Source organism: Flexithrix dorotheae DSM 6795, assembly GCF_000379765.1.
Lineage (GTDB): Bacteria > Bacteroidota > Bacteroidia > Cytophagales > Flammeovirgaceae > Flexithrix > Flexithrix dorotheae.
In genome coordinates, this window is sequence record NZ_KB903439.1 from 1 (window position 1) to 20,418 (window position 20,418).

General features: G+C 39.9%; 7 protein-coding genes. 2 read left to right on the forward strand and 5 right to left on the reverse strand.

Annotated features, from left to right (window positions below; translation table 11 throughout):
• Window positions 1–183: 183 nt before the first annotated feature.
• Window positions 184–1,287 (reverse strand): nucleoside hydrolase, encoded by a 1,104-nt coding sequence (locus tag A3EM_RS0112985; RefSeq protein ID WP_020528651.1) that lies wholly within the window; start codon window positions 1,285–1,287, stop codon window positions 184–186.
• 751 nt (window positions 1,288–2,038) lie between these two features.
• Here A3EM_RS0112985 and A3EM_RS0112995 point away from each other — a divergent pair.
• A complete protein-coding gene (locus A3EM_RS0112995) occupies window positions 2,039–3,112 on the forward strand; it encodes a hypothetical protein (protein ID WP_020528653.1) in 1,074 nt (357 codons plus the stop codon).
• 484 nt (window positions 3,113–3,596) lie between these two features.
• Window positions 3,597–8,309 carry a sugar-binding protein gene (locus A3EM_RS0113005; protein ID WP_020528655.1) on the forward strand — a complete coding sequence of 1,571 codons (4,713 nt, stop codon included), beginning with the start codon at window positions 3,597–3,599 and terminating at the stop codon, window positions 8,307–8,309.
• Between the two features lie 119 nt (window positions 8,310–8,428).
• On the opposite strand, the gene A3EM_RS42280 is transcribed toward A3EM_RS0113005, so the two are convergent.
• From A3EM_RS42280 to A3EM_RS45805, 4 genes are all read right to left on the reverse strand, one after another.
• Window positions 8,429–9,064 (reverse strand): RNA polymerase sigma factor, encoded by a 636-nt coding sequence (locus A3EM_RS42280; RefSeq protein ID WP_020528656.1) that lies wholly within the window; start codon window positions 9,062–9,064, stop codon window positions 8,429–8,431.
• 328 nt (window positions 9,065–9,392) lie between these two features.
• Window positions 9,393–15,728 (reverse strand): Ig-like domain-containing protein, encoded by a 6,336-nt coding sequence (locus A3EM_RS45800; protein ID WP_083925226.1) that lies wholly within the window; start codon window positions 15,726–15,728, stop codon window positions 9,393–9,395.
• A gap of 215 nt (window positions 15,729–15,943) precedes the next feature.
• Entirely contained in the window at window positions 15,944–16,519 is a 576-nt protein-coding gene (locus tag A3EM_RS0113020; protein ID WP_020528657.1) for a DUF3575 domain-containing protein, read from the reverse strand.
• Window positions 16,520–16,742: 223 nt separating this feature from the next.
• Window positions 16,743–20,399 carry an Ig-like domain-containing protein gene (locus A3EM_RS45805; protein WP_169513355.1) on the reverse strand — a complete coding sequence of 1,219 codons (3,657 nt, stop codon included), beginning with the start codon at window positions 20,397–20,399 and terminating at the stop codon, window positions 16,743–16,745.
• Window positions 20,400–20,418: the final 19 nt, after the last annotated feature.

Genomic DNA, 20,418 nt, shown 5'->3' on the forward strand with positions numbered 1-20,418 from the left:
AGAAAGGTAAAATCCTCAACAAAAAGAGATGACAGTCTCCTAATTGTTGAGGATTAAAATTGAATAATATTTTGGTGCACCTTCGTTCATATTCACTTTTGAATTACTGGTAAAAGACAATAGTTGCAATTTAATCTCATTATGGAATTTCAGAAAAATTTGTGAATTCCATCATCACAGCCATTAATTTTCAGGGGGAAGAGCTATTAATTTATTTAAGTATTCAGCAAATTTCATATCCGTATCTGGCCTTTGTGTGATATAAAACTGGTTAAAATCCTCTTCCGTTGACTTCCAGACACAGCCTGAGTTTGCATCAAAATCAAGCCTGCCATTCTCCTCATATTCAAAATATTCTCCCTTTCCCTCAATAGCAAAATACACGGTTGCTAAATCCCAACTAGGTCTTTGATCTGCCAGCTTTTTTCCATCATACCATTCCAGCCAATCTGTATATGCCTGCCTCACAATATTTCCTTTAGGAGTAGTTTCCAGAGATTTGCCGGTCATCACTTTACTCCCTCCGTTTACAAAATAGATCGGTTTTGGGAAATTATTTACTAAGTATTCAGTATATTGAGCCGTGTTGTTAAAAAAGAAATTCCAGTCCTTTTTGCGATCCCCTTCTGTATTATTGGCACCAAGTGCTCCCAAAGCCACCCAATGACTTATTTTCCGGGTAATCAATTCCTCTCCTGAAAGTGGGGAAATAGAATCAGGTTTAGAAACCAATAGGTCATGCAAACCTTTGGTATGACCTATTGTGATATAGACAATACTATTATCTTCCTGCTCGGCAAGCAATTGCCTGTTAAGTACAGTTTGTTCAATTGCATCAAAATTATGAACTATGGTATGACCAAATGCAGCCGTATCTTTGGCTAGCTTTTCAGCACTCATTTTATCCACCTTGTCACCTACAAGCGTATCGAATGCGGCTCCAATTGGGATATTTGGTCGGTTATAATAATGATTAATTGCATCGACCACCCCTGCCCCGTAGGGTATTTTTCCTGAACTGTATATACACCCTACAATCTCGGCTTTATATTGATTAGCATATTGATGAAGCAGCGCTAACGCCCCAACATCATCACAATCAGAACCCATATCTGTATCAAAAATAACTTTTACTGATTTTTTTGAAATATCATCAGAAATTTCCGCCTGCGGATTTTCCTTGATGTCAGAGCAGGATGAAAATACTATCAGGATAAAAAGGAAATTGATTTCTAAAAATAAGCTTTTCCTGTTCTTATAATCTGTTTTATGACTTCTCGCTGACATAGGAGTTATCTAAATTTAAGTAGTGTTTAACTTTTTTGGTAAATATGATAAAAAACAAGCAAATTCAGGCTAAACCATTTTAGAAGGGTAGCTGTCCCAAACGCACTACAGACAAATTTTTCATCAGGGTTCATAAAAAAAAAAAAATTTTATTCCATCCATTGGAGCCCTAGTTAAGTCAAGTTGATCCAAATTATCTCAAACCTGGAGTTCCCAATTCATTTGCCAACAACCTTTGTTTCACCATCGGCTAAACAGGGCCGCCTGTAAAAGGTGAAAGACACTTTGCCAACGGTAGGGAACATTCTTATTCTGACCTATGGATAATTCTGGCTATTGATATCCAGTCTTCATGCGATATAACACCAACTTAACAAGACTAACTAGCTAATTTTCAGATAGTTTAAGTCCCTTCTAGTTTTGCGTTAAATGCGACAATATCTTAGTTTTTTTATTATATCTTTGGTTAATATAGTCATTAATGATGTTCAACTTAAGATTGTCGGGTTTTCCTTAAATACATAGTTTGAGCATTTTTTACTTTAGAGCGTATTTAAAATTTAGGTTTTCAAGCGAAAACATCCAGTTTTGGATTCTTACGAAAAAAGAAAATTTTTGAATAGCAGTGTTATTTGGAAATTTTATTTTGAAGTAAGGTTTCATAAATGGGCGTTTGCAGCGAAACAGTTAAAATTTAAACTTGCTCTGGAAAACTTCAACTAGTAAAAACATCCTAACAATTCATTTGAAAATGAAAAAAATATCAATAATCCTACTTTATATATTTTTCACTACCAATACCTTCGGACAGTATAAAAATCCAGCCAATAAATACTCCGATGCTTACAAACAATTTTTGGATGCTACCTGCCCTATAGAAAAAGACAGTATCAGGCATTTTGTATATTTTTCCCAGGATAGAGCATTAATTCAAAACCATCCCCTTCTGACAACACCCAGATTAGCCGGTGCTCAGATAATGTATTCCTGGCGGCAGCTGGAACCCAAAAAAGATGAATACGATTTTTCTATTATTGAGGAAGATTTAAATTATTTATTGGCACATGGAAAAAAATTATTTGTCCAGTTTCAGGACGTAAGTTTTAGTACTTCATACATAGCAATTCCTGACTATTTACTAACTGAAGAATTCGATGGAGGATGTACCCAATCCTTTAATGACAATGGTGAGGCAGAAGGATGGGTAGCCAAAAGATGGAACCCTAAACTTCAACAACGATTTGCTTTATTAATGGAGGCTTTAGGAAAAGCGTTTGATGGCAAGATCGAAGGGATAAATCTACAGGAAAGCGCTGCTGAATCAAAGGATGAAAAGGACAAAACATTTACTCCAAAACGATATGCAGCATGTATTAAGGAAAATATGCTGGCTCTAAAAAAGGCTTTCCCAAAATCAGTTACCATGCAATATGCTAATTTTATGCCTGGAGAATGGCTACCCTGGGAAGATGAAGGTTATTTACGTTCCCTTTATCAATATGGCAAGGAAATTGGCGTAGGCTTAGGAGGCCCCGATTTAATGGTACAAAGAAAAGGTCAGCTCAACCACCTGATTACCATGATGCACGAAAATAAATATACTGTTCCCCTTGGAATCGCCATTCAGGATGGGAATTATATTGGAAAAACAGGTGCAGATCAGGATTATAAGGAAAATGAGGATACAGGATTAAGCGGACGGAAAAATCTTGTTCCTTTATTGCATGCTTTTGCCAAGGATTTCCTTAGAATCAATTATATGTTCTGGGTTAATCAGGAACCATATTTTAGCCAGGATGTACTGCCTTGTTTAAACAATGATTAGATTTATTTTTGATTTCGAAAGCCTTTGGAAAAAAGCATGATAGTACATGATACTGCTGAAATGCATAAGCTATATCTTTAAAAACCTTGTATAGGTAATGTCTTTCCCGGAGATAGGAAATTTTATTTTTTACCTATGAGCATTTCGCTTATAAGGTAAAATAAAGCGCCTGAAATTTTCTAGAGACCAGGGAGATGAAACTAATTATTTTCCAAATTCAGTAAACGCGTTACTGCATAATGAGTGAAAAGGAATCTGATTTTATCAGGTTTCTTCCTGAACTAACATTTTTCAACAATTTTTTGAATTTCTGCCTATGAGTCTTTCTGATTTATAGGACATGGAGTTTTATGCCCAAAAATTAAAATATGCCAGATGGCTGGAAATTAATTGAAGTGGGTGCAAATCTCCATCAGGTTATTTATGGCCCTAAGTTACCTGACGACTATCAAATAACTATTTAATTACAAACTATAAAAATAAAATGAGTGCAACTAAATTAAAGGTACTGTGGTACCTTATCCTTTGTTTATTTTTTTTAAGCAGTTTTACCACCAAAAAAGCGCCAGATCCAGAAACACAGGGTTACCAGTATGTCAGACTGGTGATAGAGCAAAATACCAATGGTGTCCATATCTGGGAACTGGAATGGCTCAACGGAGCCGTAGCTTATCCCAAAATTCCCTTTACCTCCAACACAGGAACCTTTGAAGCTAAATTTGAAGGAAGTTACAATAACCCGAATGTTTTTGATAAAACCAATGCTAGTGGTTATGTGAATCAAACCCCTTCTGGTGAAAGTCCGATAACCATCAATTTTAAAAATCATGTAATTTACCCAACAGGGGTTCGGATTACAAAACCAGGCTGGAGCTATATGCATAGTTTCAGAGTAGAGGCGTCCAACGATCCTGCCGGCACCTGGGATATCCTTTATGAATCTCCGGACGAAGTGGGAACACTTTTTAATGGTACTATTGGAGAGTTTAATTTTGGTTTCGATCCTGTGCCAGTGGATGAAACCCCTCCCCCAGCCCCTCAACTAATAGAAGATGTAGTTACTCACAATAGTTTTACCGTTTCCTGGCCGGAAGTATTGGATGGCGAAAGTAGCATTGCCGGTTATGAAATTTTTCTGGATGGTGTTGCGCAGGGATTTACATCCAACAACAATTTTCTTGTAGAATTTTTGGAATCTTCTACCGAATATAAAGTGGAAGTAATAGCCTATGATAGTGAATATAATGCTTCTTCAAAGGCTGAGATAAATATTACTACAACACCTCCCCCTGTTGCTGAGGCTTTTGAATACCTCAGGTTCTGGGTAATGAAAACACCAAATTCTGGTAAATTTCAACTGGTGGGTTTAAAATGGCTGATGGGAGATAAAAAACTTCCACTGGAAGCCATTATTTCTGCCGCAGGAAATGAAGATATCGAAATTCTGAGTAGTAATGATAATATATATGCGTTCGATGGACCTTATAAATCTTTTGACGAAATTGACAATACCCACTGGTATGTAGACGAAGGTAAAGAAATGACCCTGCATTTTAAAAACTTTGCGGTTTACCCCACAGGTGTGGAAATTACGTCCTATAGTTGGGCAGCGTTAAACGGCTTCCGTTGCGAAGGTTCCAACGATGGGGAGAACTGGACAGAGCTATACAATCGGGATGGTCTTTCATCCTCTGATTATCCAACTGTTGAAAACGGTGTGCGAAGAGGCATTTTTGAATTTGGAACGATCCTTCCGCCAGATCTGGATGTGACTGCTCCTTCAGTTCCTACAGGCATTAATGTAGATGAAATCACTTCAACTTCAGCCCAAATCTCCTGGGTTCCTTCCACTGATGAAGGAGTTGGTGTATCAGGCTATACAGTTTTTGTCAATGGGGAAGAATGGGAAAATACCAAATCTCCTGAAGTAACGATCTACGGATTATCTCCTTCTACTGCCTATGAAATTACAATAAATGCAAGTGATATTTTAGGCAATGTTTCTACTACAAGTGCACCTTTTCAGTTATCCACAAATAGTCTGGCTCCAAGTCTGGGGAAAATGACCATTGGTGCAGGGCTAGGTTCTTACACCACTGGGATTTGGAAAAATGGGGTAGATTTTGCCGCAGAATGGGCTGATTATGAAAATGCCAATCCTTTTAACCCTGTATTCATAGATGAAATTTCCCACTACAAGGTGCTGCGATTTATGGACATGTTACCCACCAACAACAACTGGATTGAGAATTGGTCCGATAGAAGACAACCAGATGATCCAGATCAGGCAGTCAATCAAAACTACAATAAAGATAATCAGATAATTGTAAAAGGGGTTGCGATTGAGTGGTGGATTAAATTATGCAACCTTACTGGTGCTGACCTATGGATAAATATCCCCCATGCAGCAAACGATGATTATATTCAGCAATTGGCAAGTACAATCAAAGCGCACCTGGATCCTTCTTTAAAGGTTTTTGTGGAATACTCTAATGAAGTTTGGGGAGGATTTGGAGCTGAAGTTTATGCTACTCAGCAAGGCCAGGCTTTAGGCTTTGATCAGGGGGACTTTGAACGATACGCCTGGTTTGGAGATGAATGGTATGCCCGATTTAGATTTTATGTACACCGGGCAGTACAGATTTATGGAATTTTTGGTAATGTGTATCAGGGTCACAGTGGTGATTTTGTAAAAGTTCTCTCTGGTTGGCACGGACAACCGGATGTGACACAAATCCACCTTGATGCATTGGGGGAAGAATTAATTAATCCGAATGGAATTTACCCTGATGTTTATGCTATCGCACCATATTTTGCCGGAAGTCTGAGTGGAGCCAACCCTGACTTTGAAGAACAAGTCCTGTCCAGTACAGATGAGTCCGTAGACAAAGTAAAAAGACACTACGCTATCCTTTCTTCTTCAGGCATGAATATTCCATTAGTAGCTTACGAAGCCGGACAGCATATTACCAATGCAGGTGAAATTGCCAACAGAAGACCTGTGATTTACGAGGCTTATATGAATTATCTCAATGCGCTTTCTCCGTACATGGACATTCTTCCTCAATTTGTACATCTGGCACCTTATGCCAGAGGAATGGCATGGGGAGCCAAAGAATACGTTGGCCAACCTGAGCTAACAGCCTATAAATACCGAGCACTAAAAGATTGGCAGGCTATTAATGAAGGAAATCAACCTATTGAAGCACCTTTAATTATGGATCAGCCAGAAGATGTAAGCATTGCCGAGGGAAGCGGTGCTAACTTTTCATTGTCCGTAATTGGTTTTCAACCTATGAGTTTCCAATGGTTTGAAGATGGTGTGTTATTGGATGGAGAAACTGCTGCAACATTGGCACTTCCACAGGTTACCGCTGATAAAAATGGTAAACAATATACGGTGAAAATCACCAGTCCTTATGGAGAAATCACCAGTGAACCAGCCACACTTAGTGTGGAAGCGGTAGATAAAGCCATTGTAAATAAAACAAATGCGGCCTTAACTATTGATGGAACAGCTGATGCAACCTGGGAAAATGCTTCTCAATATCCTCTGGGAAAAATCAGCCTAGGAACTGTAGACGGAGCGGAAGATGCTTCTGGATATTTTAAAGCTTTATGGGATGATAATTACCTTTATATTTTGGTAAACATAACTGATAATGCGCTGGTACCGGTAGAGGATGAAACCAAAATCTGGAATTACGATGGTGTGGAAGTTTACCTGGACATTACAAATGATAAAACCACATCATATAATACCAATGACAGACAGTTTGTTTTTACCTATCAGGGTGAACTTGTAGGAGCAAGTGGCTTAATGTCCTATGAAAATGCACAAGCCGCACAAACTATCACAACTTCAGGTTACCAAACCGAATTTGCCTTTGCCTGGTCAGATATGGGGTTGACACCTAATACAGGGCACTATTTGGGTATAGAAGTAATGGCAGCTGATAACGATACCCAGGGGGGAAACAGAGAAGGAAAAATTGCCTGGTGGGGAACACAGGACAATGCCTGGGAAAATCCTTCTTTATTTGGCACAGCTTATCTGGAAGGCCTTACTACGGTGGAATCGCTAAACCTTACTTCAGAATGTTCCGAAGACCCACGAAAAACCCGCAATTGGAGAGTAACCAATCCTAATGCATTTGATGTAAACTACTCCTATGAAGTTGTGGGGACAAACCAGACCGAAATGTTAGTGGCTACTCCTGGACTTAGTTATTTTACAACAGAGGCTATTGCCGGAGCTAATACTACTAAAATTTACTGGGAGAATGAAAACGGTGAAGAACAATCAAAAACGAAGGCATCCGGGGGAGCATATTGCGAGCCAGTGGCAAGTTTCCCAATTACGAATGGTGGAACCTGTGAAATAGAAAAATCTACCTTCCCTGAAGATTTGTGGACTGTAGTGGCTTCTGCCCCAGCCGATTATGCCGATTTTAGCAGATCAAATGGCAATTATGTAGTTGGAGTAATTGCAGGAAACCGCAAAGATGGAAAGCCCGGAGCCTGGGAAATTCACAATGATTGTACTATCCACCCATTAAGACAAGGAGCTGCTAAAAATAGCAGTGAGCTACCGAATAATTCACATTCGGGGCTGAAGTATCACCATAACTGGAAATTTGTAGTCACAGATATTTCTGCCGATGGGGGAACCGTTTATGCTGATGCCATAAATGAATTAGGTTTTGAAATAACCGGTGGGCAATGTCTGGCTGCTGGGGCTCCAGATGTAGAACCGGGAACTGTTGTACCTGTTTCATGGTCACTGTCCAGCCGACCATTTTATGGTAGAATAAAAGGCGCTCATCTAGGCTATGAATGTGAGGTGGAAATTTATAACTGTTCCAATGGATACATTACAGGTTGTGTAAATCCAAATGCTCGAAAAGCGGCTACTGATATGGTTGAAAACTTATTTTCTGAACAACCCGAAATTATGATTTATCCGAGTCCAACTAATGGTCCGGTAAATATCACATTTACAGGAAAATTAAATGGAATTGATAAAGCTGAAATATTGATTTATGATTTTTCGGGAAAAGTGGTAAATACCCTAATGATACTTAGTCCGGAAAATAAAGAGTATAGGCTGGATTTAGACAAATTTGCCAATGGTCTTTATTTGGTAAAAGCAGTTTACGGAACCTATTCCAAAAGCCTGAAAATAGTTAAAGAATAATTTGGACTTAAGCCCTTGAACAAAAACTCCCTCAGCTCTAAAAACTGAGGGAGTTTTTTATTTTTAAAATTTTACCTCAAAAGGTTTTAACCTACCTGGTAATAATGTAAACCGCTTTCTCAGCCTATTCTCTCTTTCAAACTTTCAATTCCCCTGTAAATAAGTTTTCTGGCTGAATCTTTATTTTTCAATCCCATGATATACGCGATTTCTTCATGAGAAAAACCTTCATAGTAATAATGAACTATAGCCTGTTTTTGCTTTTTAGATAGTGTATTCAGCTCCCTGGACAAAAACTGCAGTTTTTCCTGATAGGCTTCCCCTTCTATTAATGCCACTTCCGCATTTATTTTGATGGCAAATCCTTCCAAATGCTGATTTTCTTCGAAAACTAAAGTACTTTTTTTCTTCGATTTATCCTGCAACAACCTCCACAAACACCTGTATAAATATGACTTTATAGAAATGACATTTCCCAGAGATTTCCTTCTTATTTTTAAATGAACAAATAAATCATGTATTCCATCCTTGATTTCATCCTTATTTCTGGTGATTTGATGCCCAAAAACGTATAATTTCTCTACATAAAAATTATATATAAAACACAAGGCATCTTCATTTCCCTCCTTAAACAATTGCCAGATTTCCTTATCTGATTTTTCCCCAAGCCCCAATTGATTTAATTGGATGAGACTTTTACCAAATGCCACTTTTTTGGGTTCCGGGAGCCATTTTTTTTGAACAGATTTCATCATTATTTTAATTTATCTCCATTAAAAAGTAGCAATCCGATTATAAGGAGATTCCAATCATTTGATTGGAATATAGTTTCTTAAAAAACTCTCCCTGTAAAATCCCGGGCATCGGAATATTAATGAGGCATCTTGAAATGACTCCTAATCCTAAATTGGACCTATGAAAAAACAGGATAGCCGTAAAGCTTGTTATCCCGAGAAATAGCCTGCTGAAAGTTAAGATCACTTTTTTAATCATATTAATTAGTTTATTAAAAGTTTAAAAGAACCTTCCTTTACCATTGATGGTCTGGAAGGTTCTTTTTTTGTAAAGATGAAGGCATTAATCCTATTTAAGGATCAGCTTTTTATCCCATTCCTTTCCATCATAGCGGATTTTCAAAAAATAAATCCCCTTTGATTGTCCATTTAATTCAATTTTTTGTTGATATAAATGATTTGTTTTGATGGCCTTATTAAAATATATCTTTTGGCCTAAAGCATTATAAACAGAAATAGAAACCGGACCCGTTGACTCACCCGATAAATCTATATTAAACAATCCAGAACCCGGATTAGGGTAAATTCCTATTTCAGGTTCTGTATCAAGCTGGGTTTTTATCGAATTACTTGCCATTCTGGCTCCTGAACTGCCTATAGAAAAAGTACCGGAATACACACTGCTTCCAATGCTGCTAAAGTTGCCATTGGCATTGTTTTCCTGCAATAGCAAAGTCCAATTACTCCCGTCATTGGAGCCTTCTGCTGTAAAACCGTTTATTGTTGCCCAGGAGAATTTATGAATGGTAATAGCTGTAGGGCTGATCTCATTTCCAGCTCCTAAATCAACAATAACCTCATGGTTTAGCGCACTACCTGATCCTACCCATAAGCCTCCATTATCATTTGATTGACCATCAAATGCTTTGAATGATGATGTTCCCGCACTTCCGGAAACCGTTACCCCACCGGAATTATTACTAGTCAAATTTGATGAAGGCACAGGAGCACTTCCATTTTTCCAGTCCAGTTCAAGTAATTTAAAATTATTGGCATTGGTGGTAGTGTAACGCAGATACCGGTAACCAGAAGCACTTGTGGGGGAAGTAACAGTCACAGCACTATTGGCCGTGAAACCTCCATCACTTGTAGTGACTGTTATGGTTGCCGTACCTTCAGCCACTGCCGTCACCAAACCACTTGGGTTGACCGTGGCCACACTAGTATTACTACTCGACCAGCTCACAGATTGATTCGAAGCATTTGCAGGACTTATTGTAGCAGATAACTGGCCTGTTTCACCTTCTTCCAGATTTAAACTTGTCGGATTAACCGTAACTCCAGTTACGGGAACATTACTCACCTGAGTACCCTCTATTTCAATCCAGTTAAAATTGATACCTGAACCAGTCATATTGATTCGCATAATCTGAACACCGGCAGACAGGTTAATCCCCGAAACAATAGTAGTGGTCCATAACTGCCATCCTCCAGTGCTTGGAATACTTACAGTTCCAGAAACATTTGTAAGATTACTACTCTCCGGACCAAATAGAATGTTCAAATTGGAAGTTCCTGAGGGCTGTCTGGCCATTCGAAGACTGATGTTATAGCTTCCTGTCTGAGGCACATCCACCGTGTATTCCAGCCATTCTCCACTGTTTACCCATCCTACATTCGAGCCACCTCCGGCATCACTAGTTCCCTGAGTATCTACCCCTTCCCCACTTCTATAACCATTTCCATTGTTGGCAGCCTCAGTGTCATTATAGGCCACGCCTTGTCCTCCCTGGTTATAATTTTCTGCCTCTATTCTTACAGTTGAGTTCGCACTTAATATCCATGGGTTCCCTGTTCCGGGCTGTCCTCCATTGCCATATGTAGCGGCCAATGAAACTGATGGACTCACATTTACATCTACCATTTTACTTAATGAACCAAAATTTCCATGGATGGCTTTGGCCTGAATGGCAAAGTTTCCAGTGGAAGCTGGCGTCCAGCTGGCATCCCAGGGCGCACTGGTTGCTGTAGCGACTAACTGGCCATCGGCATAATATTGCACCGAACTAATTCCCGAAATATTAGTACCTATTCCTAAGCTCACCGGATTATTTTGTACCACAGAAGGAGTGGCTGTTACAGTTAAAGAATAGCTGGTACCTGCTGCTGGTTCATCTCCACCAATTTGATTCAAATAAGCAACCAACTGGTTCAGTTCTCCTGCGTTCAGACTTTCTGCACCTGCATGGTTGTTGAACACTGCTTCCAAGGTTGCTGCTGAACCATCGTGAAGATATGGAGCTGTTTGCCAGATATCTCTCAATGTTGGTACATCCAGTGCCAGTAATGGCTGGCCCAGTCGATCCCCACTGGTGGAGGTTATCGTTCCCACATCATGCATCAGGCCAGTTGCAGAATTGGTAAACCCCGCATCTGAATGGCAATTATCACAACCTAAGTTTTGGAATAAAACTTTTCCAGCTACAGCATCACTAGTTAATGAACCATCATTGTTCCTGTCGGGGCTGGGATCAAAAGTATCCAGACTTTCCAAATAAGCAGCCAACGCATCCAATTCTGCTGATTTTCCTGCTTTTGGTGCACCTAGTGGAGTATTGGCCGCATTAAAATCGGCATTGCTCATGAAACCACTTCCGGCAAATTCCCCTCTTATATCATGTTCAAAATCCTGAATTTCATCAAAATTTGCTGTCCAGTGCACATTTCCATGTCCTGTGCCTGCCCGTCCTCTCAGGGAAATCGTATTTCTTAAGCCCTCTCCTCTTTGGGTAAAATCCCAAACTCTGCCATCTTCAGTGCCATCAATATGACAAGTCACACAAGCCATATATCCGGCTTCTGCACTTTCAATATCAGTCATCTGTGCATCTCTGGCATTATAAAAAAGTGCTTTCCCCTCTAATACCTGAGCACTCAAAGTTTCATTGGCTACAGTAGAAATAGTTCCCAGATCTGTTACGGTTAAGGAGCCATTGGAAATCATATTATCTGCATCAAAAACGGTCACACTTCTGCCCATAAAGTTTTTGACAAATAACCTGTTGGTTTGCTTATCCAACACCACACCGGTTGGGGCTAATCCTACGTCCATTCTTGTAATTTCAGTTCCTGTGGAAGGATCAATAATGATCAATCTGTTATTGGCCTGCATGGTCACAAAAATATGGTTGCCATAAGGGCTGTAAGTAATTCCGGTAGGCAGGTTGTGATTGTCAATATCTATTCGGGAAGCTACATTTTCAGCATTTCCAGAAATATTGATAGAAGAAATAATATTCCTGACGGTAGTTTCAAATGTTAAGTCATTGCCATCTACAGCCTGACCTCTGAAAATGTTATCTTTCTTGGCGGTATACCATGCCGTAGCATTATCAGGGCTAATGGCAATTCCTCCCACATAGTTGGCAATCCCTCTACCTGCTGCACCAGAATCATTGGTGGTATTATCCGCTGGAAGACTGATGGTGGCACTTACTGTAAAGTTAGACAGGTTCACTTTCCTGATTTCTCCTCCGGCATCCGGGGAAATAAATCTGGTTACCAGTAAAGTAGCTCCATCGGCTGTAATGGCCAAAGCCCTTGGTGTTTTTCCAACATTCAGTGTTCCGGTGATATTTCGGTTTGCAGTGTTAATTCTGCTAATTTCCCCTGAACCAAATTCCGAGACATAAGCTTCAGTGCCATCAGGTTTTATTACAATTCCATAAGGCATAGAACCTCTGCCCACATCAACAGTTCCAACTAAACTTCCATTATTGGTATTCAATACCCATACTTCTCCGGCATCTCTACAGGCGATCCATACCTTTCCATTTCCATCCAGGGCAATACTGGTAGGATCAGCTCCAACTGTATATTCTGCCACTTTATTCAAATTGTCGGCATTGATTACCGTAACCGTATTGTTATCCGGGTTGACAGTCCAAACTCTTCTGGCCGTTTCATCTACAGCAATTGGAGAAGATTCTCCAGGAAGATTTACAGGAAGTGGCTGCGTAACGGATAAATTCCAAATTTGGGCGGTAATTTCTCCCTGTCCGTCTCTTACCTGCACCTGTGCTGCAAAGTTTCCAATGCTTGTATAGGTATGGGAAATGGTATTGGAACTTCCCCAGTTGGTTTGAGGAGTACCATCCCCAAAATCAAATCGGTATTCTAATGGATCGCTATCCGGGTCAGTAGCATTTACAGTAAATTGAACTGAAGTATTTACATCAATTGGTGAAACTGGAGAAGAGGTAAAGGCATTAATCTCTGGAGCCTGGTTTTCACCTAACGGACAACCATAAACTTCGAACTCATACAAAGAATATCCCCATTGCGTTCCTCTTGCCGTTCCATACATTCTCACATACCGGCCATTTCCGGCTAATCCAGTTAAATTATCAGTACCGCCATCACCATTTGTTTCAGTAAATATAGTCGTCCAGCTACTGGCATCATCTGAAACCTGAATTTCATAATCTGAGCCATAAGCTGCCTCCCAATTTAATTCTACTCTTGTGATAGTATGAGTTTCCCCAAGATCAACATACATCCATTGCGGATCAGACTGATCACTTGCCCAACGTGTTCCGCCATCCCCATCTACAGCATTAGTAGCCGGAAGGAAGCCTTCAAACTGACTATTTTCTTCGGAAGAAGCTACTGCAGTTTTTCCAATGGCTACATTACTTGTCCCATCACAGGCGGGTGGAGGAGTTACTGTAATTGAAGCATTAGCTGTAAATCCGCCATCATTTGTAGTTGCAGTGATGGTGGTGGTTCCCTCTGCCACCGCAGTAACTAATCCGTTAACATTTACTGTTGCCACAGCATTATTTCCAGTAGACCATACTACGGTCTTGTCAGTTGCATTGGATGGTGATACAGCTTCTGTTAAATCTCCTGTTTGTCCAACAGCTAGGCTCAGGCTTACAGGAGAAACACTAACTCCGGAAACAGCAATATTCCCCACACTGGTTTGGAAAGTCTGAGTAGCGGAATAATTGGAATTTGAACCACTGCAGGAAGTTCTTACCTGCCAGTCATAATCGGTATTGGAAGATAGACCTGTTAAACTTCTGCTTGTTCCGGTAATGTCATTTACATTCGTCCAGGTGGAGGTTCCATTTATCCTGTACCTCAAATCATAATTCTGAGCACCATTTGCCACATTCCAGCTAATTGTTGCACTGTTTTCAGTGATACTGCTGACTGAAAGTCCCCCGGGAGTATTACAGCCTCCCCCACTGCAGGAAGATGAAATAGAACCTCCTGTTGAAAATTTAAAACTATAAGGAGTTGCTGAATTACCCGCTAAATCTTTGATGGTACTGGTGACAGTTACCTCATAAGTGGTGTTAGGGGATAGTGGCTGCCTGGGTACCCACTGAATCACATTATATTGGGTTGACATAACATCGCCTGCAATTGGAGTTCCTCCACAAGGTGCCACTGTAATACTTTGATCATTTATTAAATGATCCTGCAATTGTTCGTTTATAATAATACCAATACTTGATCTGGTACTCTGATTTGTAGCTCCATCTTGTGGAAAGTGGAAACTTACAGATGGCGCTCTGGTATCCAAACCATTTTGGTGAGCATAAAAGAAGCTTTCCTGTTCAGAAACTTCACCACTGGTAATCTGCAGCACATGTCCCAAAGGAATCCATTGAAAATCTCCAAAACTTTCCCCTGCGGGAGGGAAAAACTCCTGAACCACTTGTTGAGTTTCCATGTTTATTTTCATCCCCCGGTTATGACGACCACAGAAGCCAAATTCATCCTGAAAGAAAATATACCGACCTCTGGCGTCACTATCTGTCATCCCAAAGGCATATTTCAAATCAGTAGGATCACTGAAATCCACAGCCACCAGGTTATTCCCATTCATATTGGAATTGTCCCCAGTCATTAAAATAATATAATTTCTCCATACCTGCACGGTAGTGGTATACTGTTTTACCCCCTGAAACACATCCAACAACTGAGGATTAGCCGGATCACTCATATCAAAAACAGAAATGCCACTTTGCCCATCACCAGGACACCAGAACCAATAATTACCTATTGTAAGAGAATTTCTGGAATTCACTCCTTTATTGGCTTCTATGTCGTAAGTAGTAATTAATTGCTCATTTCGGGAATCAATTATTTTATCATCCCAACCCTGAAATCGAAAAGGATAAGAAGAAATTCCCTGAACTGAAACATTTTCATTTCCTCCCAAAACAATCGGAGCCGGACCTGTCCAGTTTACAGGGTTAACCGGATCACTGATATCTGTATATTTGGAGGAAGTACCTAAATCCGTATCGTATTCCCTTACAAAGAAATCTCCAAATTTCCACCAACGATGGCCATTGCTTCCCTGATTGATTTGCTTTAACTTAACGGTATTGGGCAAACCGGAAATATCGAAAATACTGGTATGATGGCCCTCATAACCATTGAGTATTAAATACCCTCTGTGATAGGTTGAAATTCTTCCTCCTTCTCCAGGCAGATGCTTTATGAAAGTACCCTGAGGCCAGGTTTGATTGGGTAAACCCTGAGCAAATAATTCATTTAAACCCAGGCATAAAAAAAATGTACAAACCAGGGCAAAATTACACTGCTTTTTAAGCCTGTGTATCCCCGGAATAAAATAATAGCGTTTAAATTCTGATAGTCTCATCATTTCATTTTTATATTTACTATTAAGGATATGATCTCTAAAAATAGAGGCTTATCACGGCTCCCAATAGGCTATTTATCCCAAAAAATTATCAATTTGTACTATTTTAAAATTTAGGAACAAAATGGAAAGGCTTTGGGATTTTTTGATAAAAATGAAGATGAGGAAAAGTTATTAATTTAAAACAACAACATATACAGTCGCTGTTTAAACATCAGCTAAAAATTAAAACCCAAGAGCAAAACTGGATTGATAAAAAAGGCGTTCATACTTTTTCTGGTGTCGGAACCGGGAAGGGAATGTTGACGCACATCCTTTCCAAATAGCACGCTTGTAGATATTTCCAACGATAGCTTTTTAAAAGCTGTAAGCTGGTAACCCAGTACACCACCCATACCATTAAAATAATGGGTAACAGTGTCTTTCTGAGCATTGAGGTCTTCGTGCACATTCCCAAATTGATATTGTGCATACGGTACCACTCCTGCAAATGGTCCATTAAAATATTTATCCTTTTTCTTTCTCAGGTAAACTTTCAACACAAGTTCCAATGTCCTCCGGTATGGAAATTCATTTTTCAATTTTAATTGGCTAAACTTTATCTCTCCACTGGTTATTTGTCCTATTTTTCTTTCGTAAGCGAATCCAAAGTTCACTTCTACTTCTGCATTCCGGATCCAGGAAATGGTATAAGGAAGATGAAGTTTTATATTGTTTTTGGGATAATACTCCTCTTGTTGACCAAAAACAAGGCTACAGCAAAATAAAAACAGCAGGGTAAAGAAGGCTTTCATTTTATCAATTGTATTGTGGTAAAAACTATACTTAAAGATAAAACACTCGCTATTTATTTATAATATTTCTATAGCGTTTTAACATAAAAAAACAGAATTATAACATATTTTTTTGTAATTTTAAAGATTTTCATTCTGAATTATGTAAGGGTTTGAGCAAATAAAAAAAGCCACACTGGTTAAGCTATTTAACCTGTGTGGCTTAAGTGATTTATTTAGACAATTATCTACTAATGACAATTTGCCTGGTCAGTCTGGTATGATTTAATTGGAATTCCACAATATATAATCCATTAGGAAAAGCGCTGAGATTCAGATTATATTCAGAGATTCCTGTTATCTCCTTAACCTGAATTTCTTTTCCCAAAGCATTACGAACTATTAATCCGATTTTTCCTTCATAATCACTATTGAAATTGATTACAAAATTTCCTGTTCCCGGATTGGGATAAATACCTATTTCCGACACAGGTACAGTTTGTTCTTTAATTGAATTATTAGCTATTCTGGAGGAACTCCCTATCGCATAGGTGGCCGCCCGAAGGCTTCCTCCAGCACTGGAAAACGCCCCATTGGCATTGGTCTCTTCCAACAACAAATCCCAGTTGCTGCCATCGTTTGAGCCTTCCGCTCGGAAGCCATTTACGCTTGCCCATGAGAATTTATGGATGGTAATGGCTGTTGGACTAATTTCATTTCCTGCTCCTAAATCAAGCGTTATCTGGTGATTCAACCCACTGCCTGATCCAACCCATAAGCCTCCATTGTCATTGGACTGCCCATCAAATGCTTTGAAAGATGTTGACCCAGGATTTCCTGATACTATTACTCCACCAGAATTGTTACTGCTGAGGTTGGATGAAGGCACAGAAGCACTTCCATTTTTCCAGTCCAACTCCAGTAATTTAAAATTATTGGCACTGGTGGTGGTATAGCGTAAATATCGGTATCCTGAACCGATTGAAACCGTGGTGACAGTTACAGCACTATTGGCCATGAAACCTCCATCGCTGCTCGTTGCGGTAATGGTTGTAGAACCTTCTGTTACTGCTGTGACCAATCCACTTGAATTCACGCTAGCCACACTGGTGTTACTACTCGACCAACTTACAGATTGATTCGTTGCATTCGTAGGGCTTATAGTGGCAACCAACTGGCTGGTTTGTCCTTCCTCAAGATTAAGTATTGTTGGACTAACCTCCAATCCGGTGACAGGTATATTCGTTGTGGAAACACTGATGGAACTCGATGCTGTGAAACCTCTATCAGCCGAAGTCACGGTGATAGAAGCAGTCCCATCGGCTACAGCAGTGACTAAACCTCCAGCATTTACAGTAGCCACACTGGTATTGCTTGATGACCAGCTTACAGCAGTATTGCTGGCATTCGAAGGATTTACAGTAGCTGTTAACTGGCTGGTTTGACCTGGTTCTAAACTTAATGAAGTTGGGCTAATAGCAATACCTGTTACGGCTACAGGACTTGAATTTTCAGGACAACCGTAAATTTCAAATTCATAAAGTGAATAACCCCATTGTGTTCCTCTTGCAATGCCGAACAATCTCACATATCTTCCTGTACTCGAAAAACCAGTCAAATTATCTGTACCTCCATTTCCGTTTGTTACCGTATGGATGGTCATCCAGTTGGTATTGTCATCAGATACCTGAATTTGGTAATCAGCGCCATAAGCAGCTTCCCAATTGAGTTCCACTCTTGAAATGGTATGAGATTCCTCCAAATCTATAGTAATCCATTGAGGATCAGACTGGTCACTTGCCCACCTTGTAGTAGCGTTTCCGTCAATGGTATTTGAAGCTGGTAAATATCCACCATACTGGCTGTTTTCTTCTGAAGAGGCTGTTGCTGTTTTTCCTAAGGCGATATTAACGTTCTCATCACAAACTGGCGGAGCATTCACAGTAATAGAAGAGGTTGCGGTAAAATTTCCATCATTGGATGTTACCGTGATATTGGCCGTTCCAGCTGAAACTGCCGTCACTAATCCATTTTCATTTACAGTAGCTACGCTATTATCATCAGATGTCCAGCTTACTGATGGATCAGAAGCATCAGCCGGTGCAACAGTTGCATTCAAATGAGTAGTTTCACCTTCTTCAAGCGTAACCGAACCAGGGCCTACCGAGATTCCTGTTACCGGAATATTACTACTCCCTTCATGGGTAAAAGTAATATTATTCAGGTTAAATCCTCCTTCGGCAATATCGATCCGCATAATTTGTTCACCAGCTTCCAAGGTTACTGCTGTTTTACTAATGGAGGTCCATGATTGCCACCCTCCTGTATTACCAACAGCATAATTTCCGGTTGTTGCACCATTTTCAAAGGAAATATTAAAACTTCCATCACCATTATTGGAAGCCACTCGTGCCTCAATAGTATAACTTCCTGCATTCGCTACATTAATAGTATATTCCATCCATTCACCGGCCTGGATCCATCCTATATTATAACCTCCACCAACATCAGTTGTATTCTCGATATCAATTTCTTCATCCCGGTAGGCCGCTCCATTATTTCCCGCATCCGAATCGAAATAAGCCTCTCCACTTATAAGTTGTACATCGAAATCTTCTGCTTCAACTATTCCCGGAATGGCAATTGGTGTACCTGAATAAGGTTGCTGCACACTGCCAAATACTTCAATCGATAAATCATTTGTATCTTCTGCTCCATCGTTGTCAGTTACTTTAATGGTAAAATTATAAGTACCTGTTGAAGTAGGTGTTCCACTTATTGTACTTCCATTAAGGCTTAATCCCGAAGGCAGATTTCCTGAAGTAATTGACCAGGAATAGGGGGTTACACCACCAATCGCTTCAAGGTTTTGACTATAGGATTGCCCAACAAGAGCATTCGCCAGGGAGGTGGTGGAAACAGCCACATTATTTCCGCCTAAAATATTGGGCTTTACCGAAGTGTTCATAATGCTATTGGTATAATTTACAGCAGTTTCAAGTCCCCAGCCATGCAGGGTATTGAAATTACCATTAGAGGTCATGTCCATATCGGCACAATCTCCATTCCCGGGTCCCCATGACCAGGCCATCCAGCCTATTTGCTCCTGCTGACACTGGTCCATAATATGCTCATAACTGATACAACAACCACAACCCACTGTTCTTTCTGCGAATTCTCCCACAATAAAACATAATCCTTTGTTCTTAGCATCGGCAATGGCATCATCATACCTGGCATTTGTCTGGTTAATATCCCAAGGATGCCATGAAAACATCAGATTATGCAATGGGTCCTGGTCAAGCAGATACTCCCCATTGTCCAGTACATACCATTCTCCTCTACCCCAATGTGCCGCATCGATTACAAGCGGAACAGTTACACCTGCATTTCTTATTTTTTGAATCCCTGCAGCATAAACACTTCGAAATTGTGCATCCGTGACCTGGATATTACCCGCTTCATTGGCGATGTTAAGCATAACATAGCGTTTGTACTTTTGAATTACCGCAGCAATATCAGGTCTTGCCCAATAATCGATACACTGCTGTAATTTAGACCAGTCTCCGGTCGCATCCCAAACCGCTGGCATAGCGAGCATCCCCGCATTAATACAATTCTGTATAGTTAAATCTAATTCTGCAGCAGTTCCTGAAGTAAACCAAAATATTCGGGTAACATTGGCACCGGTTTTAGCAATTTCAGGATAAAAACTATCTCCATCTCTGTCCTGATAAAAAACCATTTTATTCACTCCCCTCAGTACAACTTGTTCTCCTTCATCCGTTCGCAGTCTCCAACCGTCAACATACATTTGGGCTGAAGTATCAAGATATCCTATAAATAAAAGTAGCATCAATACCCATTTAGCCCTTAAAAAAGTAAAATTTTGTCTTTTCATTTTCATTAATTATTGATGG